Origin of the sequence: Dickeya fangzhongdai, assembly GCF_002812485.1 — a bacterium.
Taxonomy (GTDB): Bacteria; Pseudomonadota; Gammaproteobacteria; order Enterobacterales; family Enterobacteriaceae; genus Dickeya; species Dickeya fangzhongdai.
This window is the reverse complement of the sequence record NZ_CP025003.1, coordinates 3,276,450-3,298,860: the sequence shown is the minus strand read 5'-3', so window position 1 is coordinate 3,298,860 and position 22,411 is coordinate 3,276,450. Positions and strand designations below refer to the sequence as shown.

Below are 22,411 nucleotides of genomic sequence, written 5' to 3'. Positions count from 1 at the left end.
CGTTATGTAAAAAAATATACAGCGACACGGTGTGTTAGCGCGATTTGGTAATGAGAATTATTCTATTTAAGCTGGTGATAACGTTAAAAAACGGACTGTCTGTGGTGGATTGTGATGGATTTGTTGTTGTTGAGATAATTAATTGGCGCTTTTTATTCATCAGTTCATAATACATATGTTTGGTGGGGGTTTATGCGTTATTCCTGCCATCATTCATTCATATCAATAAAGCATTAATACATAAATACGATGTATACCCCAAATAGCTTGAGTTGCCGGAAAGCCAACACATCGGCAACTTGACGTATAAAGGGTATAGCTCTGAGTGATGTCGTGCGAGGAATCTCCATGCAGGTCAGCAGAAGGCAGTTCTTTAAAATATGCGCAGGCGGTATGGCTGGAACCACGGTCACCGCGCTGGGCTTTTCTCCCAGTGCCGCGTTAGCCGAAACGCGGCAATATAAATTATTACGCGCCAGAGAAACCCGGAATAATTGCACCTACTGTTCAGTCGGGTGCGGGATTCTGATGTACAGTCTCGGCGACGGCGCCAAAAACGCCAAAGCATCCATTTACCACATCGAAGGGGATCCGGACCATCCGGTCAGTCGCGGCTCGTTGTGCCCGAAAGGCGCCGGACTGGTGGACTTCATCCATAGCGACCAGCGCCTGAAATACCCGGAATACCGTGCGCCCGGTTCCGACAAGTGGCAGCGCATCAGCTGGGAAGAGGCGTTTGATCGCATCGCCCGGTTGATGAAAAAAGACCGCGACGCCAACTTCATCGAGAAAAACAGCGCCGGGGTGACGGTTAACCGCTGGCTGACCACCGGGATGCTGTGTTCGTCGGCGGCCAGCAATGAAACCGGCATTCTGGATCAGAAATTTGCCCGCGCGCTGGGGATGGTCGGCATCGATACCCAGGCGCGCCTGTGTCACGCCCCGACCGTGGCGGCGCTGGCGCCGACGTTCGGTCGCGGCGCCATGACCAACAACTGGGTGGACATCAAGAACGCCAACGTCATTCTGGTGATGGGCGGCAACCCGGCGGAAGCGCACCCGGTCGGCTTTAAGTGGGCGGTGGAAGCCAAGGTGAAAAACGGCGCCAAGCTGATCGTGGTCGACCCGCGTTTTAACCGCTCCGCCGCGGTAGCGGACCTCTATTCGCCGATTCGCGCCGGCTCCGATATCACCTTTCTGCTCGGCGTGGTGAACTACCTGTTGAGCCACGACAAGGTGCAGATGCCGTATGTGCAGGCATACACCAACGCCAGCCTGATCGTGCGCGACGACTTCAGTTTCGACGAGGGGATTTTCAGCGGTTACAGCGAGAAAGAGCGCAAGTACGACCGCACCTCCTGGCAGTACGAACTGGATGAGAACGGTTTTGCTAAACGCGATATGACGCTAAGCCATCCACGCTGTGTGTGGAACCTGCTTAAGACGCACGTCAGCCGCTATACGCCGGATCTGGTGACCAACGTCTGCGGCACGCCAAAGCAGGACTTTCTCACCATTTGCGACCTGCTGGCCTCCACCAGCGTGCCGGATCGCACCGCCACCATCATGTACGCGCTGGGCTGGACGCAGCACACCTCCGGCGCCCAGATGATCCGCACCGCGGCGATGATCCAGCTGTTGCTGGGCAACGTCGGTATGGCGGGCGGCGGCGTGAATGCGCTGCGCGGCCACTCCAACATTCAGGGTTATACCGACCTGGGGCTGCTGTCGCTGAACCTGCCGGGGTACATGCCGCTGCCGTCGGAAAAACAGACCACGCTGAAAGATTATCTGGATCAGATCACCCCGAAAGCGCTGCTGGCGGATCAGGTCAACTACTGGAAGAACACGCCCAAGTTTTTTATCAGCATGATGAAAAGCTTCTGGGGCGATAAGGCGCAGAAAGAAAACGACTGGGGCTACGACTGGCTGCCGAAATGGGACAAGAGCTACGATGCGCTGGCTTACTCCCGCATGATGCTGGACGGCAAGGTCAACGGCTACGTCGTGCAGGGGTTCAACCCGATAGCCGCATTTGCTGACTCCAACAAGGCGCGCGACGCGCTGGCGAAGTTGAAATACCTGGTGATCATCGACCCGCTGGCGACGGAAACCTCCAACTTCTGGCAAAACCACGGCGAACTGAATGACGTCGATCCGGGCAAGATTCAGACCGAAGTGTTCCGCCTGCCGTCGAGCTGTTTCGCCGAGGAAAACGGCTCCATCGTCAACTCCGGCCGCTGGCTGCAGTGGCACTATCAGGGCGCTGAGCCGCCGGGTGAGGCACGCCACGACGGCGTGATTATCGCCGGTCTGTTCCTGCGTCTGCGCGAGCTGTACGCCAAAGAAGGCGGCGCCAACCCGGCGCCGGTGCTGAACATGAGCTGGGATTATCTGGAGCCGGACGATCCGTCCGCCGAGGAGATCACCAAAGAGGCCAACGGTCGCGCGCTGGCGGATCTGTTCGATGACAAAGGCAACCTGCTGCTGAAGAAAGGGCAACTGCTGCCTGACTTCTCCCTGATGCGCGATGACGGCTCCACCGCCAGTTTTTGCTGGATTTACGCCGGTTCCTGGACCGAAGCGGGCAACCAGATGGCGCGACGCGACAACGCCGATCCGTCTGGTCTTGGCTGTACGCCGGGCTGGGCCTGGTGCTGGCCGCAGAACCGCCGCATTCTCTACAACCGCGCCTCGGCGGATGAACAAGGCCGCCCGTGGGATCCGAAACGCGTGCTGCTGAGCTGGAACGGTCAGAAGTGGAGCGGTATCGACGTGCCGGACTTCGCCGCCACCGTCCCGCCGGGCAGCGCCGCCGGTCCGTTCATTATGCAGGCCGAAGGGCTGGGCCGTCTGTTTGCTATCGACAAGATGGCGGAAGGGCCGTTCCCGGCGCATTACGAACCGACCGAATCGCCGCTGAAAACCAATCCGGTGTACAGCAAGGCGCTGATTAACCCAGTGGCGCGCATTCTGGAAGCGGACCGCTCGCGTATGGGAACGGCAGACGAGTTCCCGTTCGTCGCCACCACTTATTCGATCACCGAGTTGTTCCGCCACTGGACCAAGCACGCGCGCCTTAACGCCATCGTGCAGCCGGAGCAGTTCGTCGAAATCGGCGAAGGACTGGCGAAGCAGAAGGGGATTCAGGCCGGCGATGTGGTGAAGGTCAGCAGCAAGCGGGGATACATCAAGGCGAAAGCCGTCGTCACCAAGCGTATCCGCACCCTGACGATTCAGGGCAAACCGGTGGAGACCATCGGCGTGCCCTGTCACTGGGGCTTTGAAGGCACCACCCAGAAAGGCTTTATGGCGAATATCCTGACGCCGCATGTCGGCGACGCCAACAGTCAGACGCCGGAGTACAAGGCGTTTCTGGTCAATGTGGAAAAGGCGTAGTCGCGGAGAAACACTATGGCAATGCAATCACAAGATATCATCCGTCGCTCCGCGACCAACTCACTGACGCCGCCGCCGCAGGCTCGCAACCACAAAGAACAGGTCGCCAAACTGATCGACGTGACCACCTGTATCGGCTGTAAAGCCTGTCAGGTGGCCTGTTCCGAGTGGAACGACATCCGCGATGACGTCGGACACAACGTCGGGGTGTACGATAACCCCACCGATCTCAGCGCCAAATCCTGGACGGTGATGCGTTTCGCCGAATTCGAGGAGAACGGCAAGCTGGAATGGCTGATCCGCAAGGATGGCTGTATGCACTGCGCCGATCCGGGCTGCCTTAAGGCCTGCCCGTCGGAAGGGGCGATCATCCAGTACGCCAACGGCATCGTCGACTTCCAGTCGGAGCATTGCATCGGGTGCGGCTACTGTATCGCCGGTTGTCCGTTCAACGTGCCGCGCATGAACAAGGACGACAACAAGGTGTACAAGTGCACCCTGTGCGTCGACCGTGTGGAGGTTGGTCAGGAACCGTCCTGCGTGAAGACCTGCCCGACCGGGGCGATTCATTTCGGCACCAAGGAAGAGATGAAAGTGCTGGCGGCCGAACGAGTAATAGACCTGAACAGCCGTGGTTACAGCAATGCCGGTCTGTACGACCCGGCCGGCGTCGGCGGTACGCACGTGATGTACGTGCTGCATCACGCCGACAGGCCGCAGTTGTACAACGGCCTGCCGGCCAACCCGAGCATCAGCCCGGCGGTGACCTTCTGGAAAGGTATCTGGAAACCGCTGGCCGCTATCGGTTTTGCCGCCACCTTCGCCGCCAGCGTATTCCACTACGTGGGTATCGGTCCGAACCGGGTAGAAGACGATGACGAAGCGCACCACGAGGGCAAGCAGCATGAAAAAGAGTAATCGGATTCAGCGTTACAGCGCACCCGAGCGCATTAATCACTGGATTGTGGCGTTCTGCTTTGTGTTCGCCGCACTGAGCGGGCTGGGTTTTTTCTTCCCGTCGCTCAACTGGCTGATGAATGTGCTGGGTACGCCGCAGCTGGCGCGCATCCTGCACCCGTTTGTCGGGGTAGTGATGTTTGTCGCTTTCCTGCTGATGTTCTTACGCTACTGGAAACACAACCTGATTGAACGCAGCGACCTGGAGTGGGCGAAAAACATCCACAAAATCGCCCGCAACGAAGAAGTCGGCGATACCGGTCGTTATAACTTCGGTCAGAAATGCGTGTTCTGGCTGGCGATTACCAGTCTGCTGCTGTTGCTGGCGAGCGGGATCGTGATCTGGCGGCCGTACTTCGCGCCGTCGTTCTCCATCCCGGTGATCCGGGCGGCGCTGGTGGTGCATTCGGTGTCCGCGGTCGGTTTGATCCTGACCATCATGGTGCATGTGTACGCCGCCTTGTGGGTGAAAGGCACCATCACCGCGATGGTGGAGGGCTGGGTTTCCAGTTCCTGGGCGAAGAAACACCATCCGCGCTGGTATCGCGAGCTGCAATCCAAAGCGCAGGATAAGCACTGATCCTAATTCGCAAACTGGTGAAGTCTGTGGTTGATGGTGAGGTTTTTCAGCGTCAAAAACTGTGCTGAGGTGGGCGACTTCGCCGGATGAGCGGCATGGACGCCGCGAAAGCCTGTGCCGTGCTGGGAGCACGTCACAGGCGGCCCGAACAGCGAAGGCGAACGCCGAAGGAACCGCGCAGCGGCACAGTTTAGCCACCAGCCAGAGGTCAAGGAGAGGCGGCGTTGCGCCTCTCCTTGTCGTGCGTGCGATGAGATAACAAAGAAACGACACCGTTTATCTCGCACGAAACTATTCCCTAATCAGACAACCTTAACCGTTCACAAAGCAATACGGCTGTTTGCCTACAGCCCAACTCAGCGATTTACCAGTTTTGCCGGCAGCGCCACCACCAGCAGCGAACTGAGCAGCAGACAGAAGGCGAAGAACCACAGTGCGCCGCTGCCGCTGCCGGTTAGCTCCATAGCGAACCCCATGATTGAATTGCTGACCAGGCCGGCGATATTCGCCAGCGAGCAGGCCAGCGCAAAGCCGGTAGCGGCGGCGGTGCCGGTGAGGAAGGTGGCGGGCAGGCTGAAGAACACCGGCACGGTGCCAATAATGGTGGCCTGCGCCACCGAGAACAGCAGCACCGTCATTACGATATTCTGGGTGAAGAAGGTGCTCGCCACCATCGCCGCCGCGCCCAGCCAGAACGGCACGATGATGTGCCAGCGCCGTTCGCGCAGCCGGTCGGAGCTGGCGCCGAGCAATACCATGCCTGCCAGCGCCGCGATGCTGGGGACTGCCGTCAGCAGGCCAATCTGCCCGATATCGGCCACGCCGGCTTTTTTAATGAAGGTCGGCAACCAGAACCCCATGGCATAGGCGCACAGCAGAATCGAGAAATCGATGCCGCCCAGCATCCAGACTTTCAGGTTGAAGAAGCCGTCGCGAAAGCGGTGTTTCATATACGGCGCTTCGCGGGCGTCGATTGCCAGATCGGCGCGCACCTGCGCTTTGTCCGTCTCGCTCAGCCAGCGCGCCTGATCAACGCCGTCCGGCAGCAGCCAGAGGGTCAGCACGCCAAGCAGTACGCTCGGCAGCCCCTCCAACAAAAACATCCACTGCCAGCCGCGCAGCCCGTGGGCCAAATCAAAATGCGACATAATCCAGCCTGACAGCGGGCCGCCCACCACACTGGAAAGCGGCAGGCCGATCATGAACAGCGAAATGATGCGACTGCGCCGCCAGGAGGGGAACCAGCGCGTCAGGTAGTACAACACGCCGGGCAGAAAACCGGCTTCCGCCGCGCCAAGCAGAAAACGCAGCACGTAGAATTGAACCGGCGTGGTGACAAACATCGTCGCGGCGGACAGCAATCCCCAGCTGATCATGATGCGCGCGATCCAGATTCGGGCGCCGACGCGTTGCAGAATCAGGTTGCTCGGCACCTCGAACAGAATATAGCCGACGAAGAACAGCCCGGCGCCGAGGCCGAAGGCGACGTCGCTGAGCGCCAGCTGATTCGCCATCTGCAGTTTCGCCAGCCCGATATTGATGCGGTCAAGGTAAGCGGCGAGATAACACAGGCACAGGAACGGGATCAGCCGCCAGGTGATTTTGCGGTAAACCGACGCGATAGCGCCCGGCGTGGGTGTCTGAGAATAAACTGCGGTCATGTATGTCGTTTCCAGCATTAGACGGAGTTATCGTTATACCTATCAGGCGGTGTCCCTTGACCGTGCGCATCCGTGGCTGACGCCCTTTCACCGAGTGTCCGAACCTGTGCGCCGGATCGCCGCCGCGTGCCTGCCGGCGCGCCAGCGGCGCCAATAGTAAGGGCACAGCCTGAGTTCTGTCGGCGAAAGACAGCCACCCAATTTTGCGGTCGATAGCCGGTCGTGTCTATCCAGTTTGGCTGATGTTTTCCATTCCCAGGCACGGCTCGGAAAATCACTCCTTATTGTGAGGAATAACCTGCTAACATGAGGGCATCAGAACGGGGGCCGGCGTGGTATTCGCACGGCCCCTGCCACGTGGATAAACAGGAAACATAACCTGATGAGTATTCGTATTGTGCCGCAGGAGCAACTGGCCGACAGTGAGAAAACCTCAACCATCGGCACGATTCCTCCCTTGCTGTTCGCTAACCTAAAAAGCCTGTACAGCGGTCGTGCCGAGCGCCTGCGCCAGCTGGCGCAGGATCACCCGCTGGCGGATTACCTGCTGTTTGCCGCCGAAGTGGTGGACGCGCAGGAAAAAGTGCGGCATGACCATCCGCTGGAGAAGGACCTCGCCGGCCTGTTGCACGATAGCGCGCACAACAGCAGCGTGCAAAACAGCGCCGGACGCCCGCCGCTGGATGCCGCCACGTTTGCGCGCGATCCGCACTGGCATACTCTGCTGCAGGCGTTGATTGAAGAACTGAAAGCCACCGCCAGCGGCCAGGTACTGACCACGCTGGAAAACCTGGAAAAGATGCCGGCGCAGCAGTGGGACGCGCTGGCGGATGCGCTGATCGCGCAACAATTCACGCCGGAAAACAACGATAAGGCGCCGTTCGTCTGGGCGGCGTTGTCGCTGTACTGGGCGCAAATGGCGACCCAGTTACCGGGGCGGGCGCACGCCGAGCAGGGCGAGCATCGCCAGTTTTGTCCGGTGTGCGGCAGCATGCCGGTCTCCGGCGTGATACAGATTGGCGCCACCAGCGGCCTGCGCTACCTGCACTGTAACCTGTGCGAAACCGAATGGCATATGGTGCGTATCAAATGCAGTAACTGTGAGCAGGCGGGTAAACTGCACTACTGGTCACTGGATGATGAGAACTCTGCCATCAAGGCGGAAAGCTGCGACGACTGCGGCACCTACCTGAAACTGTTGTATCAGGAAAAGGATCATCGGGTGGAAGCGGTGGCGGACGATCTGGCGTCACTGGTGCTGGATGTGAAAATGGAAGAAGAAGGGTTCTCCCGCAGCAGCATCAATCCGTTCCTGTTCCCGGACAGTAGTCAGTAAGCGGAATAAGTTGCCTGCTGGAACGGTGTTGACTCACGGGAGCCAACGCCGTTGTTGTGGATTTGGTCTTTCTCTCTTCTGCTTTTATTCCAGTCGATGCTGCATTATTTTTTACGGCAGTAATTTATTCTTTTATCAAAAAAACTAATAGAATAATTGGCGTGAAGCTATTTTTAATCTCTTTTATTGCCCCGAATTTATTCTTAAATAGTTTTTCCCTCACCCGACTGACCGGCTCGTTTTTTCCCCAGCCAACAGACAAGCACGATTTTTTTATACCCTGAAGAACCATTATAGTGGCGCAGCCTCACGGGAATTATCCAGTTAGTTCATCAGGAATAATCGTCTGACAAACGATTATAAAATGTTTTTTTAAATCATTTTAAGGACTGTATTTATTATGAATACTGCTACTAACGTTAATCGCCTGCCGGGATACACTCAGGGCGCACAGGTCATTCGTGTTAAAAAAGTACGTCAACAAATTGATGCTATTAATGGCATCGTTTATTCCCAGATTAAAAGCCTACAACAAGTACATCAGTTGGAAATGTCCCTGCTCGTCCCCCGTACTACCGCCCTGAAACCGGCGATTGTCTATTTTCCCGGTGGTGGGTTCCGTTCGGCTTTCTATGAGAAATTCATTGAAATGCGCATGGCGCTGGCGGAATCCGGATTTGTTGTCGCGGCGGCGGAATACCGTGTTATTGCCGACCAATACCCGGCGTTGATCGAGGATGCCAAATCAGCGGTGCGTTACCTGCGTGAGCACGCGGCGGAATACGGCATTGACCCGACCAGAATCGGCGTACTGGGCGATTCCGCCGGTGGCTATGTCGCGCAAATGGCGGGAGCGACGAATGGGCAGCGAAACTTTGACAAAGGGCAGTTTCTGGATAAATCGTCCGATGTGCAGGCGATCGCCACCCTGTATGGGATTTCCAGTTTGCTAAATATTGGCGAGGGCTTTCCGGAAAATATGCGCAAAGTCCACGAATCGCCCGCGGTGCCGGAAGCCCTGCTGGTGAATGGCACTGCGTTTATGGATTTCCCCGGCGCCAGCATTACCAGCGATCCGGTCAAAGCGCTTAACGCCAGCCCGATGGGCCAGCTCAGCGGAAGAAAACCGCCGTTTCTGATCATGCACGGCAGCACCGACAATATCGTTTCGCCGCTGCAAAGCAAACAGCTCTACGAGGCATTGGTCGCGGGCGGCAACCGGGCGGAATATGTGCTGCTGGAAGGAGCTGGGCATGGCGATATTTACTGGTTCCAGCCGGTGATCATCAGCAAAGTCGTCAGTTGGTTTAAACAAACGCTGGGTGAACCAACCCCGGCCCCTGCCTTGTCTGGCGGCGATGATCCCACTGAAGGCCGTTTGTAATCAGGATAAGCCCGTGCCGTGAATCTTGCCGGCACGGGCTGTGCGCGCAGGGGAACTCCGTGATTCAGCGCGATGACTGACTGCTCATCGCCGCGTACCGGTTCATCTCTTTTCCGGTTGATCTCCCCGAGCGGTGCATTTCAGGGATAACAGCAGATAGGCGATGACCGCCAGCAGGTAACATCCCAGAATCACCAGCGCCATCGACAGCGCGCTGGTGCTGCCGGTCAGCCCGGTAAACGGCACGCTCAGCGCGCCGAGCGCGAACATGCTCAGACCAATCAGCGCCGAAGCGCTGCCGGCCTTGCTGCCCTGGCTCTGCATCGCCAGCGATGACGCGCAGGGGCCGACAATCCCGATCATGGCGATGGCGAAAAACAGCGGGATCAGAATGCCGATAAGCGGCGCGTGCAGCAACCCGGCCACCGTCAGCACCAGCGCCGAGATGACCGAGACAGCCAGTCCGGCGTGCAGCACGCGCTGCTCGCCAAAGCGCAGGCTAAAGTGGGAGGCCAGCTGTCCGGCGGCGATCAGCCCGATGCCGTTGACCGCAAAACACAGGCTGAACGCCTGCGGGCTGAGCCCGTACACTTCCTGCAGCACGAACGGCGAGGCGCCGATGTAGGCGAACATGCCGGCGCCGCACAGCCCCTGCGCCAGACACAATCCCATGAATGTTCGCTCCCGCAGCAGGCTTCCCAGCGACGACAGCATCGAACCGACCCCGCCGGCGATGCGCCGCTCGGCGGGCAGCGTCTCGTTTAGCCGCAGCAGACACATCGCCAGTAACAGAAAAGCAATCACCGCCAGCAGCACAAAAATACCGCGCCAGTCGGTCACGCCCAGCAGCAGACCGCCCAGTACCGGCGAGAGGATCGGCGCCAGGCCGTTGATCAGCATCAGCAACGAGAAAAAGCGGGTCAGGGCATGACCGACATACAGATCCCGCGCGACGGCCCGGGACAACACCGCGCCGCCCGCGCCGGCGATGCCCTGCAACAACCGGGCGACGATCAACTGGCCGATATCCTGCACCAGCGCGCACCAGACCGAAGTCAACAGCAGCATCGCCAGCGACAGCAACAACGGCAGGCGCCGGCCCAGCTTGTCGCTCAGCGGGCCGAAGATCAACTGACCGGCGCCCAGCCCGAGCAGGCCGGCGGTCAGGCTAAGTTGGGTGGCGGCCGTCGAGGTGGCGAGCGCGCCGGTCATCTGCGGCAGCGCCGGGAGGTAGAGGTCGGTACATAGCGGGCCGAGCGCGGCCAGCGTACCCAGAATCAGGGCGTATTCGAGTCGTGAACGGGATGATTTTTCAGTCATGGCGTCTTATCAGGAAACAGTGAGTCAAACAGGGATTGGTACAGCGGTTCCAACACCGCGACCGGGGCGCGCTGCGGAATCACACTGCGGAATGTCGTGCCTTCGCACAATACCGCCATCAGTTCGGTACGCGCGGCGATTTCCTCATCCGAAAAATGCGGAAAGCGGTGTTTCATCAACGTACTGGCACGGGTAAACATTTGCTGGTCGGCCTCCTGCATGATGCTCGCCACCCGCGGGTTACGGGTGGCTTCCGATGCCACTTCCAGCATCAGCAGGTTGTCATCGTCATCGCTGTCCCCGGCGATCGGTAACTGACGGCGGGCCAGCAGCGGCGCAAAACGCCGGGGGTCTTCATTTTCCGGCGTCATGCGCTGTAGCCGGATATCGACGATACGCCGCACGATCTCCTCAATGATGTCGTCTTTGTTGACGAAATAGCGGTAAATCTGCCCGACGCTAAGCTGCGCCTGCGCGGCGATTTCCGCCATGCTGGCGCCGTGAAAGCCGGACTGGCGAAAGCAGCGGCGGGCGGCGGCGATGATCTGATCACGCCGGGCCTGCGTCTTGTCTTCATGATGGGGTGATGGCATAGCATTGCTCCAATGCCTGGATAACGTTGCTAACGCTATCCTTGCAAATTTTATAAGAAGTCTGACGTCAAATTTTTTATATTGAGAACGAACGTTCATTCTCAATTCTAGGACAGGACTTGATGCGAAGTAACAACTTTATTGTAACAGTGGCTACGTGCGCTGCGCTGTTGACGGGATGCGATCGCAGCGCTGTTTCACCGGCGTCATCACAGCCGGTGGCGGTGACCGTGCAGACGCTGCATGGCGCACCCGTCACGCTGCACAGCGAACTGACCGGCCGCGTGACGGCGGCGATGGTATCCGAGGTTCGCCCGCAGGTGGATGGCATTATCCAGCAACGGTTATTTACCGAAGGCAGCGAAGTGAAAGCCGGGCAGATGCTGTATCAGATTGACCCGGCCAGTTATCAGGCGGCGGCGGATCAGGCCGCCGCGGCGCTGAAAAACGCCCAGTCCACCGTGCGCTCGGCCAAACTGAAAGCCGAACGTTACGCCCGGCTGCTGAAAGAAGAGGGGGTGTCGCAGCAGGACGCGGACGACGCGCAGGCCACCTATGAGCAGGATGTCGCCAGCGTTGCGGAAAAAACCGCCGCCCTGAAAACCGCGCAAATCAACCTGGCGTATACCCGCATTACCGCGCCGATTTCCGGCCGCATCGGTATTTCGTCGGTCACGCCGGGCGCGCTGGTGACCGCCAGCCAGAGCACCGCGCTGGCCACCATTCGCCAACTGGACCCGATCTACGTCGACCTTACCCAGTCCAGCAGTCAGCGGCTGGCGCTGCTGGCGCACCAGAAACAGCAGCAGGCGGCGGTAACGCTGACGCTGGAAAACGGCCAGCCTTACAGCCAGCCGGGCGTGCTGAAACTGGCGGAAGTGGCGGTGGATGAAGCCACCGGTTCAGTGACGCTGCGCGCCGAGTTCCCTAACGCCGGGCATATGTTGTTACCGGGCATGTTTGTGCGCGCCACCGTGGAAACCGCCAGCGTGCCTGACGCCATTCTGGCGCCGCAGCAAGGCATCCTGCGCGACACCAAAGGCAATGCCTATGCGCTGGTGGTCAACAACCAGCAGGTGGTGGAGCGGCGTGAGGTGGAAACCGGCGAAGCGATGGGCAGCCGCTGGCTGATCACTCAGGGGCTGAACGCGGGTGACCGGCTGATTACCGAAGGCACCGACAAGGTGCGCACGGGCGATAAAGTCACCGCCGTTGAGGAGAGCGCCCGGTCGGATACGGCGACGCCGCGCACGACGGAGGCCCGCTGATCATGTTCTCCCGTTTCTTTATTCATCGCCCGGTGTTTGCCTGGGTGATCGCCATTGTCATCATGCTGGCGGGCGCGCTGTCGATTGAATCGCTGCCGGTGGCGCAGTACCCGAATGTGGCGCCGCCCTCCATCGCCATCAAAGCCAGTTACCCCGGCGCTTCCGCCGACACGCTGGAAAACAGCGTGACCCAGGTGATTGAGCAGCAGCTCACCGGGTTGGACGGGTTACTCTATTTTTCTTCCTCCAGCGATTCGAGCGGCGATGTGCGCATCACCGCCACGTTTACGCAGGGCACCAACCCGGATACCGCGCAGGTGCAGGTGCAGAACAAGGTGCAACAGGCCACCAGCCGCCTGCCCACTGAAGTGCAACAGCAAGGCATCACGGTGACCAAGTCCCAGCAGGATTTCCTGCTGATCATGGCGTTATACGACACCACGGATAAAAGCACCGCCGCCGACATCGCCGACTACATGGTCAGCAACCTGCAGGACCCGCTCTCCAGGGTAGACGGCGTCGGCAGCGTACAGGTGTTCGGTTCCCAGTACGCGATGCGCATCTGGCTGGACCCGACCAAACTGGCGGCGTACAGCCTGATGCCGTCGGATATTTCCTCCGCGATCGAAGCGCAGAACACCCAGGTCTCGGCCGGGAAAATCGGCGCGCAGCCGGCCGGCAGCGATCAGCAATTGACCGCGACCGTCACCGCGCAATCACGGCTGAAAACCCCGACGCAGTTCCGCGACATCATCGTTAAAAGCGAATCCAGCGGCGCGCTGGTGCGCCTTGGCGACGTGGCGCGGGTCGAGCTGGGCAACGAGGACTACACCACCACCACCCGGCTGAACGGTCACCCCGCCGCCGGGATCGCGGTGATGCTGTCGTCCGGCGCCAATGCGCTGGCGACGGCGGAGCGGGTGAAAGCCAAAGTGGCGGAGTTCACCCCGCAGATGCAGCAAGGCTACGAAGTGTCCTACCCGAAAGACAGCACCGACTTTATCAAGGTGTCGGTGGAAGAGGTGGTGCAGACCCTGTTTGAAGCCATCGCCCTGGTGGTGCTGGTGATGTTTCTGTTTCTGCAGAACCTGCGCGCCACGCTGATCCCGGCGGTGGCGGTGCCGGTGGTATTGCTGGGGACGTTCGGCGTGCTGGCGGTGTTCGGGTACTCCATCAATACCCTGACGCTGTTCGGCATGGTGCTGGCGATTGGCCTGCTGGTGGATGACGCCATCGTGGTGGTGGAAAACGTCGAGCGGCTGATGCGCGATCAGGGGCTGTCGCCGGTGGTGGCCACGGAACAGTCGATGCGCGAGATTTCCAGCGCGCTGATCGGGGTGGCGCTGGTGCTGAGCGCGGTGTTTCTGCCGATGGCGTTCTTCGGCGGATCGACCGGGGTGATCTATCGGCAGTTCTCCATCACCATCGTGTCCTCCATGCTGCTGTCGGTGGTGGTGGCGTTGACGCTGACGCCGGCGCTGTGCGCGGCGTTGCTGAAACCGGCGGTGCATTCGTCGCCGGACGGCAACGGTTTCTTCGCCCGTTTCAACCGTGGGTATGACCGTTTGCAGCAGCGCTATACCGGGCGGGTGGCGCATGTCATTACCGGACCGTGGCGCTATCTGGCGCTGTACGGTTTGCTGATCGTGGCGTTGGGCTTACTGTTCCTGCGGTTGCCGGGCGGCTTCCTGCCTAACGAGGATCAGGGTGATGTCATGGTGCAGTTTACGTTGCCGGCTGGCGCCACCGAAGCCCGTACCAGTAAGGTGGGGGAACGCATCGAGCACTATTTCCTCACCGAGGAAAAAAACAATGTTGAAGCTATTTTCGTGATTTCCGGCTTCAACTTCAGCGGCAGCGGACAGAATGCCGGGATGGCGTTTGTAGCGCTGAAGAACTGGAGCCAACGCCCCGGCAGCGCGAACAGTTCCGACGCCATCGCCCATCGCGCCATGCAGGCGCTGTCCGCGATTCGCGACGCGCAGGTGTTCACCATGTCGCCGCCGGCGGTGCAGGGGCTGGGCCAGTCTGACGGCTTTACCTTTGAATTGCAGGCTACCGGCAATACCGACCGCAGTCGTTTACTGGCGTTGCGCGATCAACTGCTGGCGGAAGCGGCGAAGAATCCGCAGCTGTCCGCAGTACGCCCCAACGATCTGGTGCAGATGCCGCAGCTACAGGTGGACCTCGACTACGCCAAAATCCGCGCGCTGGGGCTGTCGATCAGCGATGTCACCAGCACGTTGAGCAGCGCCTGGGGCGGCACCTACGTCAACGACTTCATCGATCGCGGCCGGGTGAAGAAAGTCTACATTCAGGGCGACGCCGGCTCGCGCGGCCAGCCGTCGGATCTCGACAAGTGGTTCGTGCGCGGCACCGACAGCAGCGGCAACAGCGTAATGACGCCGTTCTCCGCCTTTGCCGCCACCCGCTGGAGCTACGGCCCGGAAAGCCTGTCGCGTTATAACGGGCTGGCGTCTTACGAAATTCAGGGCACCGGCGCGCCCGGCGTCAGCTCCGGCAAGGCGATGGACGAGATGGAAGCGCTGGCGCGCGCGCTGCCTGCCGGCACCACCTTTGCCTGGAGCGAGCTCTCTTATCAGGAACGGCTGGCCAGCGGGCAGGCGATATCGCTCTACGCCATGTCGATTCTGGTGGTGTTCCTGTGCCTGGCGGCGCTGTATGAAAGCTGGAGTATTCCGTTCTCGGTGATGATGGTCATCCCGCTCGGGGTGGTGGGCGCGGTGCTGGCCGCAACATTGCGCGGGCTGGAAAACGACGTCTATTTTCAGGTGGCGTTGCTTACCACCATCGGGCTGTCGGCCAAGAACGCCATTCTGATCGTGGAGTTCGCCGAAGCCGCTTACCGGCGCGGCGCCACGCTGTATGAAGCGGCGCTGGAAGGGGCGCGTACGCGTCTGCGGCCGGTATTGATGACGTCGATGGCGTTTATCGCCGGGGTATTCCCGCTGGCGGTGGCGACCGGCGCAGGCGCCAACAGCCGTATCTCCATCGGCAGCGGTATTGTCGGCGGTACGCTGACCGCCACCGTGCTGGCGATTTTTCTGGTGCCGATGTTCTTTGTGTTGGTCAGACGGGTATTCCCCGGTCGCCACACGCAAACATCGCCATCCACCTCGATGCCGACGCCTACGCAGGGAGAAAACTGATGCGCGTTATTATGACGTTACTGACCGGCGCTATGTTGTTATCCGGCTGTTCGCTGGATCCGCACTATCAGCGGCCGTCCGCGCCGGTGCCTGACGCCTGGCCGCAAGGGGCGGCCTATCATGCGGCGGCGGCGGCCCGCCAGCCGGCGGATGATATCCCGTGGCGCGAGGTGCTGGTGGACGATCGTCTGCGTCAGGTTGTCGACATGGCGTTGTCGGACAACCGTGATCTGCGCAAAGCGATTGCCGATGTGGAAGCGGCGCGCGCGCAGCTTGGCGAAAAGCGCGCGACGCTGCTGCCGACCATTAACGCCGGGATAGATGGCGATCGCAGCCGTTCGCTCAGCAGCAGCGGCAATGGGACGGTATTGAGCAGCAGCTACGGCGCCAGCCTGTCCACCAGCGCCTTTACGCTGGATTTGTTTGGTAAAAACCGCAGCCTGACCGGCGCGGCGCGGGAGGCGTATCTGTCCAGCGCCGCCACCGCCACCAGCACCCGGCTGACGCTGATCGCCGATACGTCCACCGCCTGGGTGGCGCTGGCGACCGCCCGCAGCAATCTGGCGCTGGCGCGTCAGACGATGGAGAGCGCCGGGCAGTCGCTGGCGGTGACCCGCAGCCGGTTGCGTAATGGTGTGGCGTCGGCGGTGGATGTGGCGCAGGCGGAAACCGTCTACCAGCAGGCGCGGGCGGACGTCGCCAGCGCGCTGACCACCGAAGCGCAGGATAAGAATGCGCTGGACCTGCTGGCCGGGCGCCCGGTGCCGGAGGCGCTGTTGCCTGCGGATGTGGCGTCGCTGGCGCAGGCGGTGAAACCGGTCGCCGCCGGTATTTCGTCCGCCGCGTTGTTGCGCCGTCCGGATGTGCAGGCGGCGGAACATACCCTGAAATCGGCCAATGCCAATATCGGCACGGCGCGGGCGGCGTTCTTCCCCAGCATTACGCTGACCGCCAGCAACGGCCTGAGCAGCGAGGCGCTGTCGTCGCTGTTCAGCGGCGGCGCGCACGTCTGGTCGCTGGCGCCGGCCGTCAGCCTGCCTATCTTTGACGGCGGCGCCAACCTGTCGGCGTTGCGCTACGCCGAGGCGGAAAAACAGGGCTATGTCGCCAGTTACGAGAAAACGTTGCAGACCGCGTTTCGCGAAGTGGCCGACGCGCTGGCGCGCAAAGGCACGATTGATGAGCAGCAGGCGGCGCAACGCGATTACGTGGCGGCGGCCGAGCGCAGTTATCAACTGGCCAGCAACCGCTACCGCGCCGGGGTCGATACCTACCTCAACGTACTGGATGCCCAGCGCACGCTGTACAGCGCTCGTCAGTCGTTGCTCAGCCTGGAACAGTCGCGGCTGGATAATCTGATTACGCTGTATAACGTATTGGGAGGTGGGGTGAAATAATATTTTTCGGCAGAGCGGGGATTATTTCCCGGCTCTGCCTTTTTAAATCTGGTTATATTTTTACTGCTGTTTTTTCTTTTGATAAATCGATTTTTTAGACTTAATACAGCAAGGATAATGGAGCGTATTCTGTCGGTCGCCAACGATTGCGACGGAAAACCGACTTACAACATCACCTATGACGCGGCCGGTAAAACGCCGCTGCTGATTGGCAAGCGGATTTATAATTCCGCCGGCCACTCTTCGGAAATTGGCAAGCAAAGTAGCGCCACAAACGGCGATATTGTGCATCTGGTGAATAATCTGTTCGACTCGAATTCAAAAATAAGATGTTCGCCACGCTGGATGCCGATATCGGCGCACAGCAGTTTGGACTGCCCCCACACCGATAGACGATCCTGCCCTATAGTTTGGAATACCACGCGCCGGTTTGGTGCTGGTCAGCCCGTTGGTTGCACAACCGCCTGAGCAGGCGCACTATTTGTATCAGGCGCACTATTTGCATATGTATTGCATAATGTGGCAATCGGCGGTGTAGAGAGAAGAGAGAATGGTAGCGGACCCTTCAACGACAATTCGTTTTCTGATGGCTTCGCGCCAGTGTGAACTGAATAGCCTGCGCGGGCTGCTGCAAAGCGGCGAGCTGGTGGGGCGCATCAGCCAGCTGGTGCACATGCTGCAACGCGAACGCGGCACCTCCAACCTGTTCCTGTGTTCGGACGGGCGGCTGTGTGTGGATGAACTGCCGCAGCGCGAGCAGGATGTGCAACAGGCCGAGTCGCAATTTATGGAACAACTGGATGACCTGGCGCAGCGCGCCGGGTCGTTGCCGCAGGCCAGCCGGCTGTTCAGCCGTGCCGCCAGTGTGGTTTACACGCTGGGGTTGCTGCCGTCGCTGCGCCAGCAGGTGCGGCAACGCGCGTTGCCGCAGTCGGACGCGATGACGGTGTTCAACGACATCATCCGCCATCTATTGACGCTGGTGTTCGAAGTGTCGGATACCGCGGCGGAGCCGGTGATTGCCCGGGCGCTGGTGGCGATGTTCAGTTTCATGCAGGGCAAGGAATTGGCCGGTCAGGAGCGGGCGGTCGGCGCAGCCGCGTTTGCCGCCGGTGAATTTCCGGTCAGTACTCAGCAGACATTGCTGGACCTGATCGAACGTCAGGAGCGTTGTTTCGATACCTTCGCCAATTTCGCCGATGACGTCAGCCGTGAGCGCTGGCTATCGCTGGCGACCGATCGGGAATTTGAACGACTGCGACGCGTGGCCTGCACCCGCGCGCCGGACAACCTGCCGCTGGAAGGCAGCCTGCAATGGTTCGCGCTGGCGACGGCGCGTATCGACGCCATGAAGCAAATCGAGGATCGGCTGGAGCAGACGCTGATGCAACTGTGCCGCGATCGTATCGCCGCCGCCGAGCAGGCTTGTCTTGACCAGCAGGCGGATGTCGCCGGCCTGATGGCGGCGCAGCAGGGGGAAGACCACAGCTATTCGGTGTTTATCGCCCGCTCGGAGATGGAGCAGGGCGCGGCGGCGCACAGCTGGCTCGACAGCGACGGCGTGCGGCCGCAGCTGGGGCGTTCGCTGCTGTCGCTGGTGCAACAGCAGGCGCGGCGTCTGCAGGCGCTGGATCATGAACTGGCGGCGATGCGCGCGACGCTGGATGAGCGGCGCCAAATCGACCGGGCCAAGGGCGTGCTGATGCAGCACCGGGGCTTAAGCGAAGAAGAGGCGTATAAAACCCTGCGCCGTATGGCGATGAACCAGAATAAGAAACTGATCGAGATTGCCAACGCCATGCTGGCGGTGGCGGATGTGTTTCAGGATAACCCCTGATGGAACGCGGCGAGTTTGCATGGCGTTAACTGGAATCCGCTCGCCGTGAATGCACATAAAGCGTGCGTGATTTGCCAGATAACGGTGCAGCCGAAGCCGTTATCTTCCCACCGCTCTGACGCGTATAGCGGCGGTTGTTCGTTTTCGCCATTGGCCTGATATCCCGGCTGAATTGATCCAGCTCAATATTAGCCGCGCTTTCGGCGAGCAGAATAGCCCCATCGGGACGCGTCGGTTATCCGGCGCGGCATGGACGGTCCACTCAATGTGCTGTCAGGTCACAGGGATATCTGACAGGTTGGCACACACCTTGCTTCATCTCCGGTAACAATTCACTGCGACTTTTTCGTGCTAATGGCGGTACGGAAAAGCGCTGGGCAAAGGCGTCCATAAGCGTGCGATTTTCGCATGGCTTATGGACGCCTTTTTGTTTTTGCCGCCGAAACGGCGGGTTGCCGAGGTGTCGTTGATGAGTGATTCCAAAACCGATAACAAAACCAATAACCAAACACAGGCGTTTTCCCGCCGCCAGTTTCTGGTGGGGAGCGCTGCGCTGGGCGGCGCCATGTTGCTGCCGGGAATAATGAACCGCGCCTGGGCGGCCGGTTCCGATGCCCCGGAGAAGAAAGAGGTGCGCATCGGTTTTATTCCGTTGACCGACTGCGCATCGGTGGTGATGGCGTCGGTAAAAGGTTTTGACAAGAAATACGGCATCACCATTGTGCCGAGCAAGGAAGCGAGCTGGGCCGCCGTGCGCGACAAGCTGGTGTCCGGCGAACTGGACGCGGCGCACGTGCTCTACGGGCTGTTGTACGGCCTGCAGGCCGGCGCGTCGGGGCCGCAGCACAATATGGCGGCGCTGATGACGCTGAACAACAACGGTCAGGCGATCACTCTGTCCAATAAGCTGCGCGAAGCCGGCGTGAGCGATGCCGCCAGCCTGAAGCGTTTTATTGCGGCCAGCCCGGCGGGGACTTACACCTTCGCCCAGACGTTTCCCACCGGCACCCACGCCATGTGGCTCTATTACTGGCTGGGCGCGGCCGGCATCAACCCGTTTGACGACGTGCGCACCGTGGTAGTGCCGCCGCCGCAGATGGTGGTGAACATGAAGATCGGCAACATGAGCGGTTTCTGCGTCGGCGAACCCTGGAACCAGCGCGCGATTACCGACGGCCTCGGGTTTACCGCCGCCACGTCGCAGGATATCTGGCCGGATCACCCGGAGAAGGTGCTCGGCACCAGCGCCGAATGGGTTAACGCCAACCCCAATACCGCCCGCGCGCTGACGGCGGCGGTGCTGGAAGCCTCGCGCTGGATCGACAGCTCGGACGACAACCGGCGCGAAACCGCCCGCGTCATCGCCGGGCGCGCGTACGTCAACACCCAGGAGGAGACGATTGTCGGCCGTATGCTGGGGCAATACGACAACGGCGCGGGCAAAAGCTGGCAGGACGCGCACGCCATGCGCTTCTACCACGACGGCGAAGTGAACTTCCCGTATCTGTCGGACGGGATGTGGTTCCTCACCCAGCACAAACGCTGGGGCCTGCTGGCGCAGGAGCCGGATTATCAGGCGGTGGCCCGTCAGGTCAATCGCATCGATATCTACAAACAGGCGGCCAGTGCGGTCGGCAACGTGCCGCTGCCATCCGGCGAGATGCGCAGCAGCGTATTGATTGACGGCAAGCGTTGGGACGGCAGCGATCCGGCCGGTTATGCCAACAGCTTCAGCGTGAAAAAGTAACGGAGAGCGACCATGAAAACGCAAGCCCAGATTCTTTCGATCGTGCCGGAGCCGACTGACACGCCGCACCACAATGCTGTCGCGACCGACGCCACCGTTATCGCCTTACCCGAAACCGTTGGCGTAGCTGCACCGGCGCCGACCGTCGCCTCGCCGCGCGCCGTCTGGCGGCCGCGCCTGAGCCGATGGCTGTCCCGGCTGTTGCCGGGCGGCGTCGGCATGATCCTGCTGCTGGCGGTCTGGCAGCTCGCGGCGCTGAGCAGCAAAGGTTTCCCGACGCCGTGGCAGACCTGGCTGGCGGCGCAGAGCATTTTTGCCGACCCCTTTTACGTGGCCGGCCCCAACGATCAGGGCATCGGCTGGAACGTGCTGGCGTCGCTGGAGCGCGTCGGCATCGGTTTCGGGCTGGCGGCGCTGGTGGGCATTCCCGCCGGTTTCCTGATTGGCCGCTTCCGGTTTATGGCGGCGATGTTCAACCCGATTATTTCGCTGTTGCGTCCGGTCAGCCCGCTGGCGTGGCTGCCCATCGGCCTGCTGCTGTTCCAGCGCGCCGAGCCGGCTTCCAGCTGGACCATTTTTATCTGCTCCATCTGGCCGATGATCCTCAACACCGCCGAGGGGGTGCGCCAGATTCCGCAGGATTATCTCAACGTGGCGCGGGTGCTGAAGCTGTCCGAATTCACCATCATGCGCAAGATCCTGCTGCCGGCGGTGCTGCCGAGCGTGCTGACCGGGGTGCGGCTGTCGATCGGCATCGCCTGGCTGGTGATCGTGGCGGCGGAAATGCTGACCGGCGGCATCGGTATCGGCTTCTGGATTTGGAACGAGTGGAACAACCTCAACGTGCCCAACATCATCATCGCCATTCTGGTGATTGGCGTGGTCGGGCTGTTACTTGAGCAAGGGCTGATGTTGCTGGCCAAACGCTTCAGCTATGAAACCCGTTAAGGAGAAACGTATGCGCGATCAACCGATTATCCGTATTCAGCAGGTCAGTCAGCGTTTTTCCACCGCCAGCGGTTCGTTCCTGGCGCTCGATAACGTGAGTTTCGATATCCATACCGGGGAAACCCTGAGTTTGATCGGGCACTCCGGCTGCGGCAAATCAACGCTGCTCAACCTGATTGCCGGGCTGACGCTGCCGACCAGCGGCGGCCTGCTGTGCGACAACCGCGAAATCGACGGTCCGGGGCCGGAGCGGGCGGTGGTATTCCAGAACCATTCGCTGCTGCCGTGGCTCACCACCTACGATAACGTCGCGCTGGCGGTGAAGCAGGTATTCCGCGGCCAGATGAGCAAGGCGGAGATGCACGAGTGGATCGTCCATAACCTGGAGCTGGTGCACATGGGGCACGCGCTGAACAAGCATCCGCATGAGATTTCCGGCGGCATGAAGCAGCGGGTGGGCATCGCCCGCGCGCTGGCGATGAAACCCAAGGTGCTGCTGATGGACGAACCGTTCGGCGCGCTGGACGCGCTGACCCGCGCCCATTTGCAGGACGCGGTGATGGAAATCCAGCAGCGGCTGAACACCACCATCGTGCTGATAACCCATGACGTGGATGAGGCGGTGTTGCTCTCCGACCGGGTGCTGATGATGACCAACGGCCCGGCGGCCACGGTGGGCGAGATCATGACGGTGGCGCTGGAACGCCCGCGCTCTCGCGTCGCGCTGGCGGATGACCCGCGTTATCACCAGTACCGTCAGCAGGTGCTGCATTTCCTGTATGAGAAGCAGCCGCACGCGGCCTGACGGGAGGAA

At 60.4% G+C, this 22,411-nt stretch carries 16 protein-coding genes; 13 read left to right on the top strand and 3 right to left on the bottom strand.

Annotation, left to right across the window (positions count from 1 at the left end):
• Positions 1-348: 348 nt before the first annotated feature.
• From fdnG to fdoI, 3 genes are read left to right on the top strand one after another with little or no spacing between them, the layout of a single operon-like run.
• The gene (gene fdnG, locus CVE23_RS14600) at positions 349-3,399 is read left to right on the top strand and encodes a formate dehydrogenase-N subunit alpha (RefSeq protein ID WP_100849812.1); all 3,051 of its coding nucleotides are present in this window, start codon (positions 349-351) and stop codon (positions 3,397-3,399) included.
• A 15-nt stretch (positions 3,400-3,414) separates the two neighbouring features.
• Complete coding sequence (gene fdxH / locus CVE23_RS14595) at positions 3,415-4,317, top strand: formate dehydrogenase subunit beta (protein ID WP_049842387.1); 903 nt, start codon at positions 3,415-3,417, stop codon at positions 4,315-4,317.
• Positions 4,304-4,936: a formate dehydrogenase cytochrome b556 subunit gene (gene fdoI / locus CVE23_RS14590; RefSeq protein WP_038919622.1), complete on the top strand. Its 633-nt coding sequence runs from the start codon at positions 4,304-4,306 to the stop codon at positions 4,934-4,936. Before fdxH ends, fdoI begins: the two co-directional genes overlap by 14 nt.
• 356 nt (positions 4,937-5,292) lie before the next feature.
• Here the strand turns inward: fdoI and CVE23_RS14580 are convergent, their stop codons facing one another.
• Positions 5,293-6,597 (bottom strand): MFS transporter, encoded by a 1,305-nt coding sequence (locus CVE23_RS14580; RefSeq protein ID WP_100850479.1) that lies wholly within the window; start codon positions 6,595-6,597, stop codon positions 5,293-5,295.
• Positions 6,598-6,979: 382 nt separating this feature from the next.
• On the opposite strand from CVE23_RS14580, the gene fdhE reads away from it, so the two are divergent.
• Both fdhE and CVE23_RS14570 read left to right on the top strand, forming a co-directional pair.
• The gene (gene fdhE, locus CVE23_RS14575; protein ID WP_100849811.1) at positions 6,980-7,933 is read left to right on the top strand and encodes a formate dehydrogenase accessory protein FdhE; all 954 of its coding nucleotides are present in this window, start codon (positions 6,980-6,982) and stop codon (positions 7,931-7,933) included.
• A gap of 400 nt (positions 7,934-8,333) precedes the next feature.
• Positions 8,334-9,317: an alpha/beta hydrolase gene (locus CVE23_RS14570; RefSeq protein ID WP_100849810.1), complete on the top strand. Its 984-nt coding sequence runs from the start codon at positions 8,334-8,336 to the stop codon at positions 9,315-9,317.
• 102 nt (positions 9,318-9,419) lie between these two features.
• Here the strand turns inward: CVE23_RS14570 and CVE23_RS14565 are convergent, their stop codons facing one another.
• Together CVE23_RS14565 and CVE23_RS14560 are read right to left on the bottom strand one after the other, a co-directional pair.
• Complete coding sequence (locus tag CVE23_RS14565) at positions 9,420-10,637, bottom strand: multidrug effflux MFS transporter (RefSeq protein ID WP_100849809.1); 1,218 nt, start codon at positions 10,635-10,637, stop codon at positions 9,420-9,422.
• Positions 10,634-11,230: a TetR/AcrR family transcriptional regulator gene (locus CVE23_RS14560; protein ID WP_167389552.1), complete on the bottom strand. Its 597-nt coding sequence runs from the start codon at positions 11,228-11,230 to the stop codon at positions 10,634-10,636. Before CVE23_RS14560 ends, CVE23_RS14565 begins: the two co-directional genes overlap by 4 nt.
• A gap of 122 nt (positions 11,231-11,352) precedes the next feature.
• Between CVE23_RS14560 and CVE23_RS14555 the strand changes: the two genes are divergently transcribed.
• The 8 genes from CVE23_RS14555 (at position 11,353) to CVE23_RS14520 (ending at position 22,402) form a co-directional block, all read left to right on the top strand.
• Positions 11,353-12,498: an efflux RND transporter periplasmic adaptor subunit gene (locus CVE23_RS14555; RefSeq protein WP_038919617.1), complete on the top strand. Its 1,146-nt coding sequence runs from the start codon at positions 11,353-11,355 to the stop codon at positions 12,496-12,498.
• A gap of 2 nt (positions 12,499-12,500) precedes the next feature.
• Positions 12,501-15,668 (top strand): efflux RND transporter permease subunit, encoded by a 3,168-nt coding sequence (locus tag CVE23_RS14550; RefSeq protein ID WP_100849807.1) that lies wholly within the window; start codon positions 12,501-12,503, stop codon positions 15,666-15,668.
• Positions 15,668-17,065: an efflux transporter outer membrane subunit gene (locus tag CVE23_RS14545; RefSeq protein ID WP_100849806.1), complete on the top strand. Its 1,398-nt coding sequence runs from the start codon at positions 15,668-15,670 to the stop codon at positions 17,063-17,065. Before CVE23_RS14550 ends, CVE23_RS14545 begins: the two co-directional genes overlap by 1 nt.
• 117 nt (positions 17,066-17,182) lie before the next feature.
• The gene (locus tag CVE23_RS14540) at positions 17,183-17,533 is read left to right on the top strand and encodes a hypothetical protein (protein WP_100849805.1); all 351 of its coding nucleotides are present in this window, start codon (positions 17,183-17,185) and stop codon (positions 17,531-17,533) included.
• A gap of 82 nt (positions 17,534-17,615) precedes the next feature.
• Positions 17,616-18,902, top strand: coding sequence for a nitrate regulatory protein (locus CVE23_RS14535; RefSeq protein WP_100849804.1), 1,287 nt, complete (start codon positions 17,616-17,618; stop codon positions 18,900-18,902).
• Between the two features lie 469 nt (positions 18,903-19,371).
• Positions 19,372-20,649, top strand: a complete 1,278-nt coding sequence (locus tag CVE23_RS14530; RefSeq protein WP_038669468.1) for a CmpA/NrtA family ABC transporter substrate-binding protein — start codon at positions 19,372-19,374, stop codon at positions 20,647-20,649.
• Positions 20,650-20,661: 12 nt separating this feature from the next.
• Entirely contained in the window at positions 20,662-21,597 is a 936-nt protein-coding gene (ntrB, locus tag CVE23_RS14525; protein WP_038919613.1) for a nitrate ABC transporter permease, read from the top strand.
• 10 nt (positions 21,598-21,607) lie between these two features.
• Complete coding sequence (locus CVE23_RS14520) at positions 21,608-22,402, top strand: ABC transporter ATP-binding protein (RefSeq protein WP_038919612.1); 795 nt, start codon at positions 21,608-21,610, stop codon at positions 22,400-22,402.
• Positions 22,403-22,411: the final 9 nt, after the last annotated feature.

Coding starts and splice junctions, on each gene's coding strand:
- CVE23_RS14580 (WP_100850479.1), bottom strand. CDS start 6,597: ATGACCGCAGTTTATTCTCAGACACCCACGCCGGGCGCTATCGCGTCG.
- ntrB (WP_038919613.1), top strand. CDS start 20,662: ATGAAAACGCAAGCCCAGATTCTTTCGATCGTGCCGGAGCCGACTGAC.
- CVE23_RS14560 (WP_167389552.1), bottom strand. CDS start 11,230: ATGCCATCACCCCATCATGAAGACAAGACGCAGGCCCGGCGTGATCAG.
- CVE23_RS14570 (WP_100849810.1), top strand. CDS start 8,334: ATGAATACTGCTACTAACGTTAATCGCCTGCCGGGATACACTCAGGGC.
- CVE23_RS14520 (WP_038919612.1), top strand. CDS start 21,608: ATGCGCGATCAACCGATTATCCGTATTCAGCAGGTCAGTCAGCGTTTT.
- fdxH (WP_049842387.1), top strand. CDS start 3,415: ATGGCAATGCAATCACAAGATATCATCCGTCGCTCCGCGACCAACTCA.
- CVE23_RS14540 (WP_100849805.1), top strand. CDS start 17,183: ATGGAGCGTATTCTGTCGGTCGCCAACGATTGCGACGGAAAACCGACT.
- fdhE (WP_100849811.1), top strand. CDS start 6,980: ATGAGTATTCGTATTGTGCCGCAGGAGCAACTGGCCGACAGTGAGAAA.
- CVE23_RS14550 (WP_100849807.1), top strand. CDS start 12,501: ATGTTCTCCCGTTTCTTTATTCATCGCCCGGTGTTTGCCTGGGTGATC.
- CVE23_RS14565 (WP_100849809.1), bottom strand. CDS start 10,637: ATGACTGAAAAATCATCCCGTTCACGACTCGAATACGCCCTGATTCTG.
- CVE23_RS14555 (WP_038919617.1), top strand. CDS start 11,353: ATGCGAAGTAACAACTTTATTGTAACAGTGGCTACGTGCGCTGCGCTG.
- CVE23_RS14545 (WP_100849806.1), top strand. CDS start 15,668: ATGCGCGTTATTATGACGTTACTGACCGGCGCTATGTTGTTATCCGGC.
- CVE23_RS14530 (WP_038669468.1), top strand. CDS start 19,372: ATGAGTGATTCCAAAACCGATAACAAAACCAATAACCAAACACAGGCG.
- fdnG (WP_100849812.1), top strand. CDS start 349: ATGCAGGTCAGCAGAAGGCAGTTCTTTAAAATATGCGCAGGCGGTATG.
- fdoI (WP_038919622.1), top strand. CDS start 4,304: ATGAAAAAGAGTAATCGGATTCAGCGTTACAGCGCACCCGAGCGCATT.
- CVE23_RS14535 (WP_100849804.1), top strand. CDS start 17,616: ATGGTAGCGGACCCTTCAACGACAATTCGTTTTCTGATGGCTTCGCGC.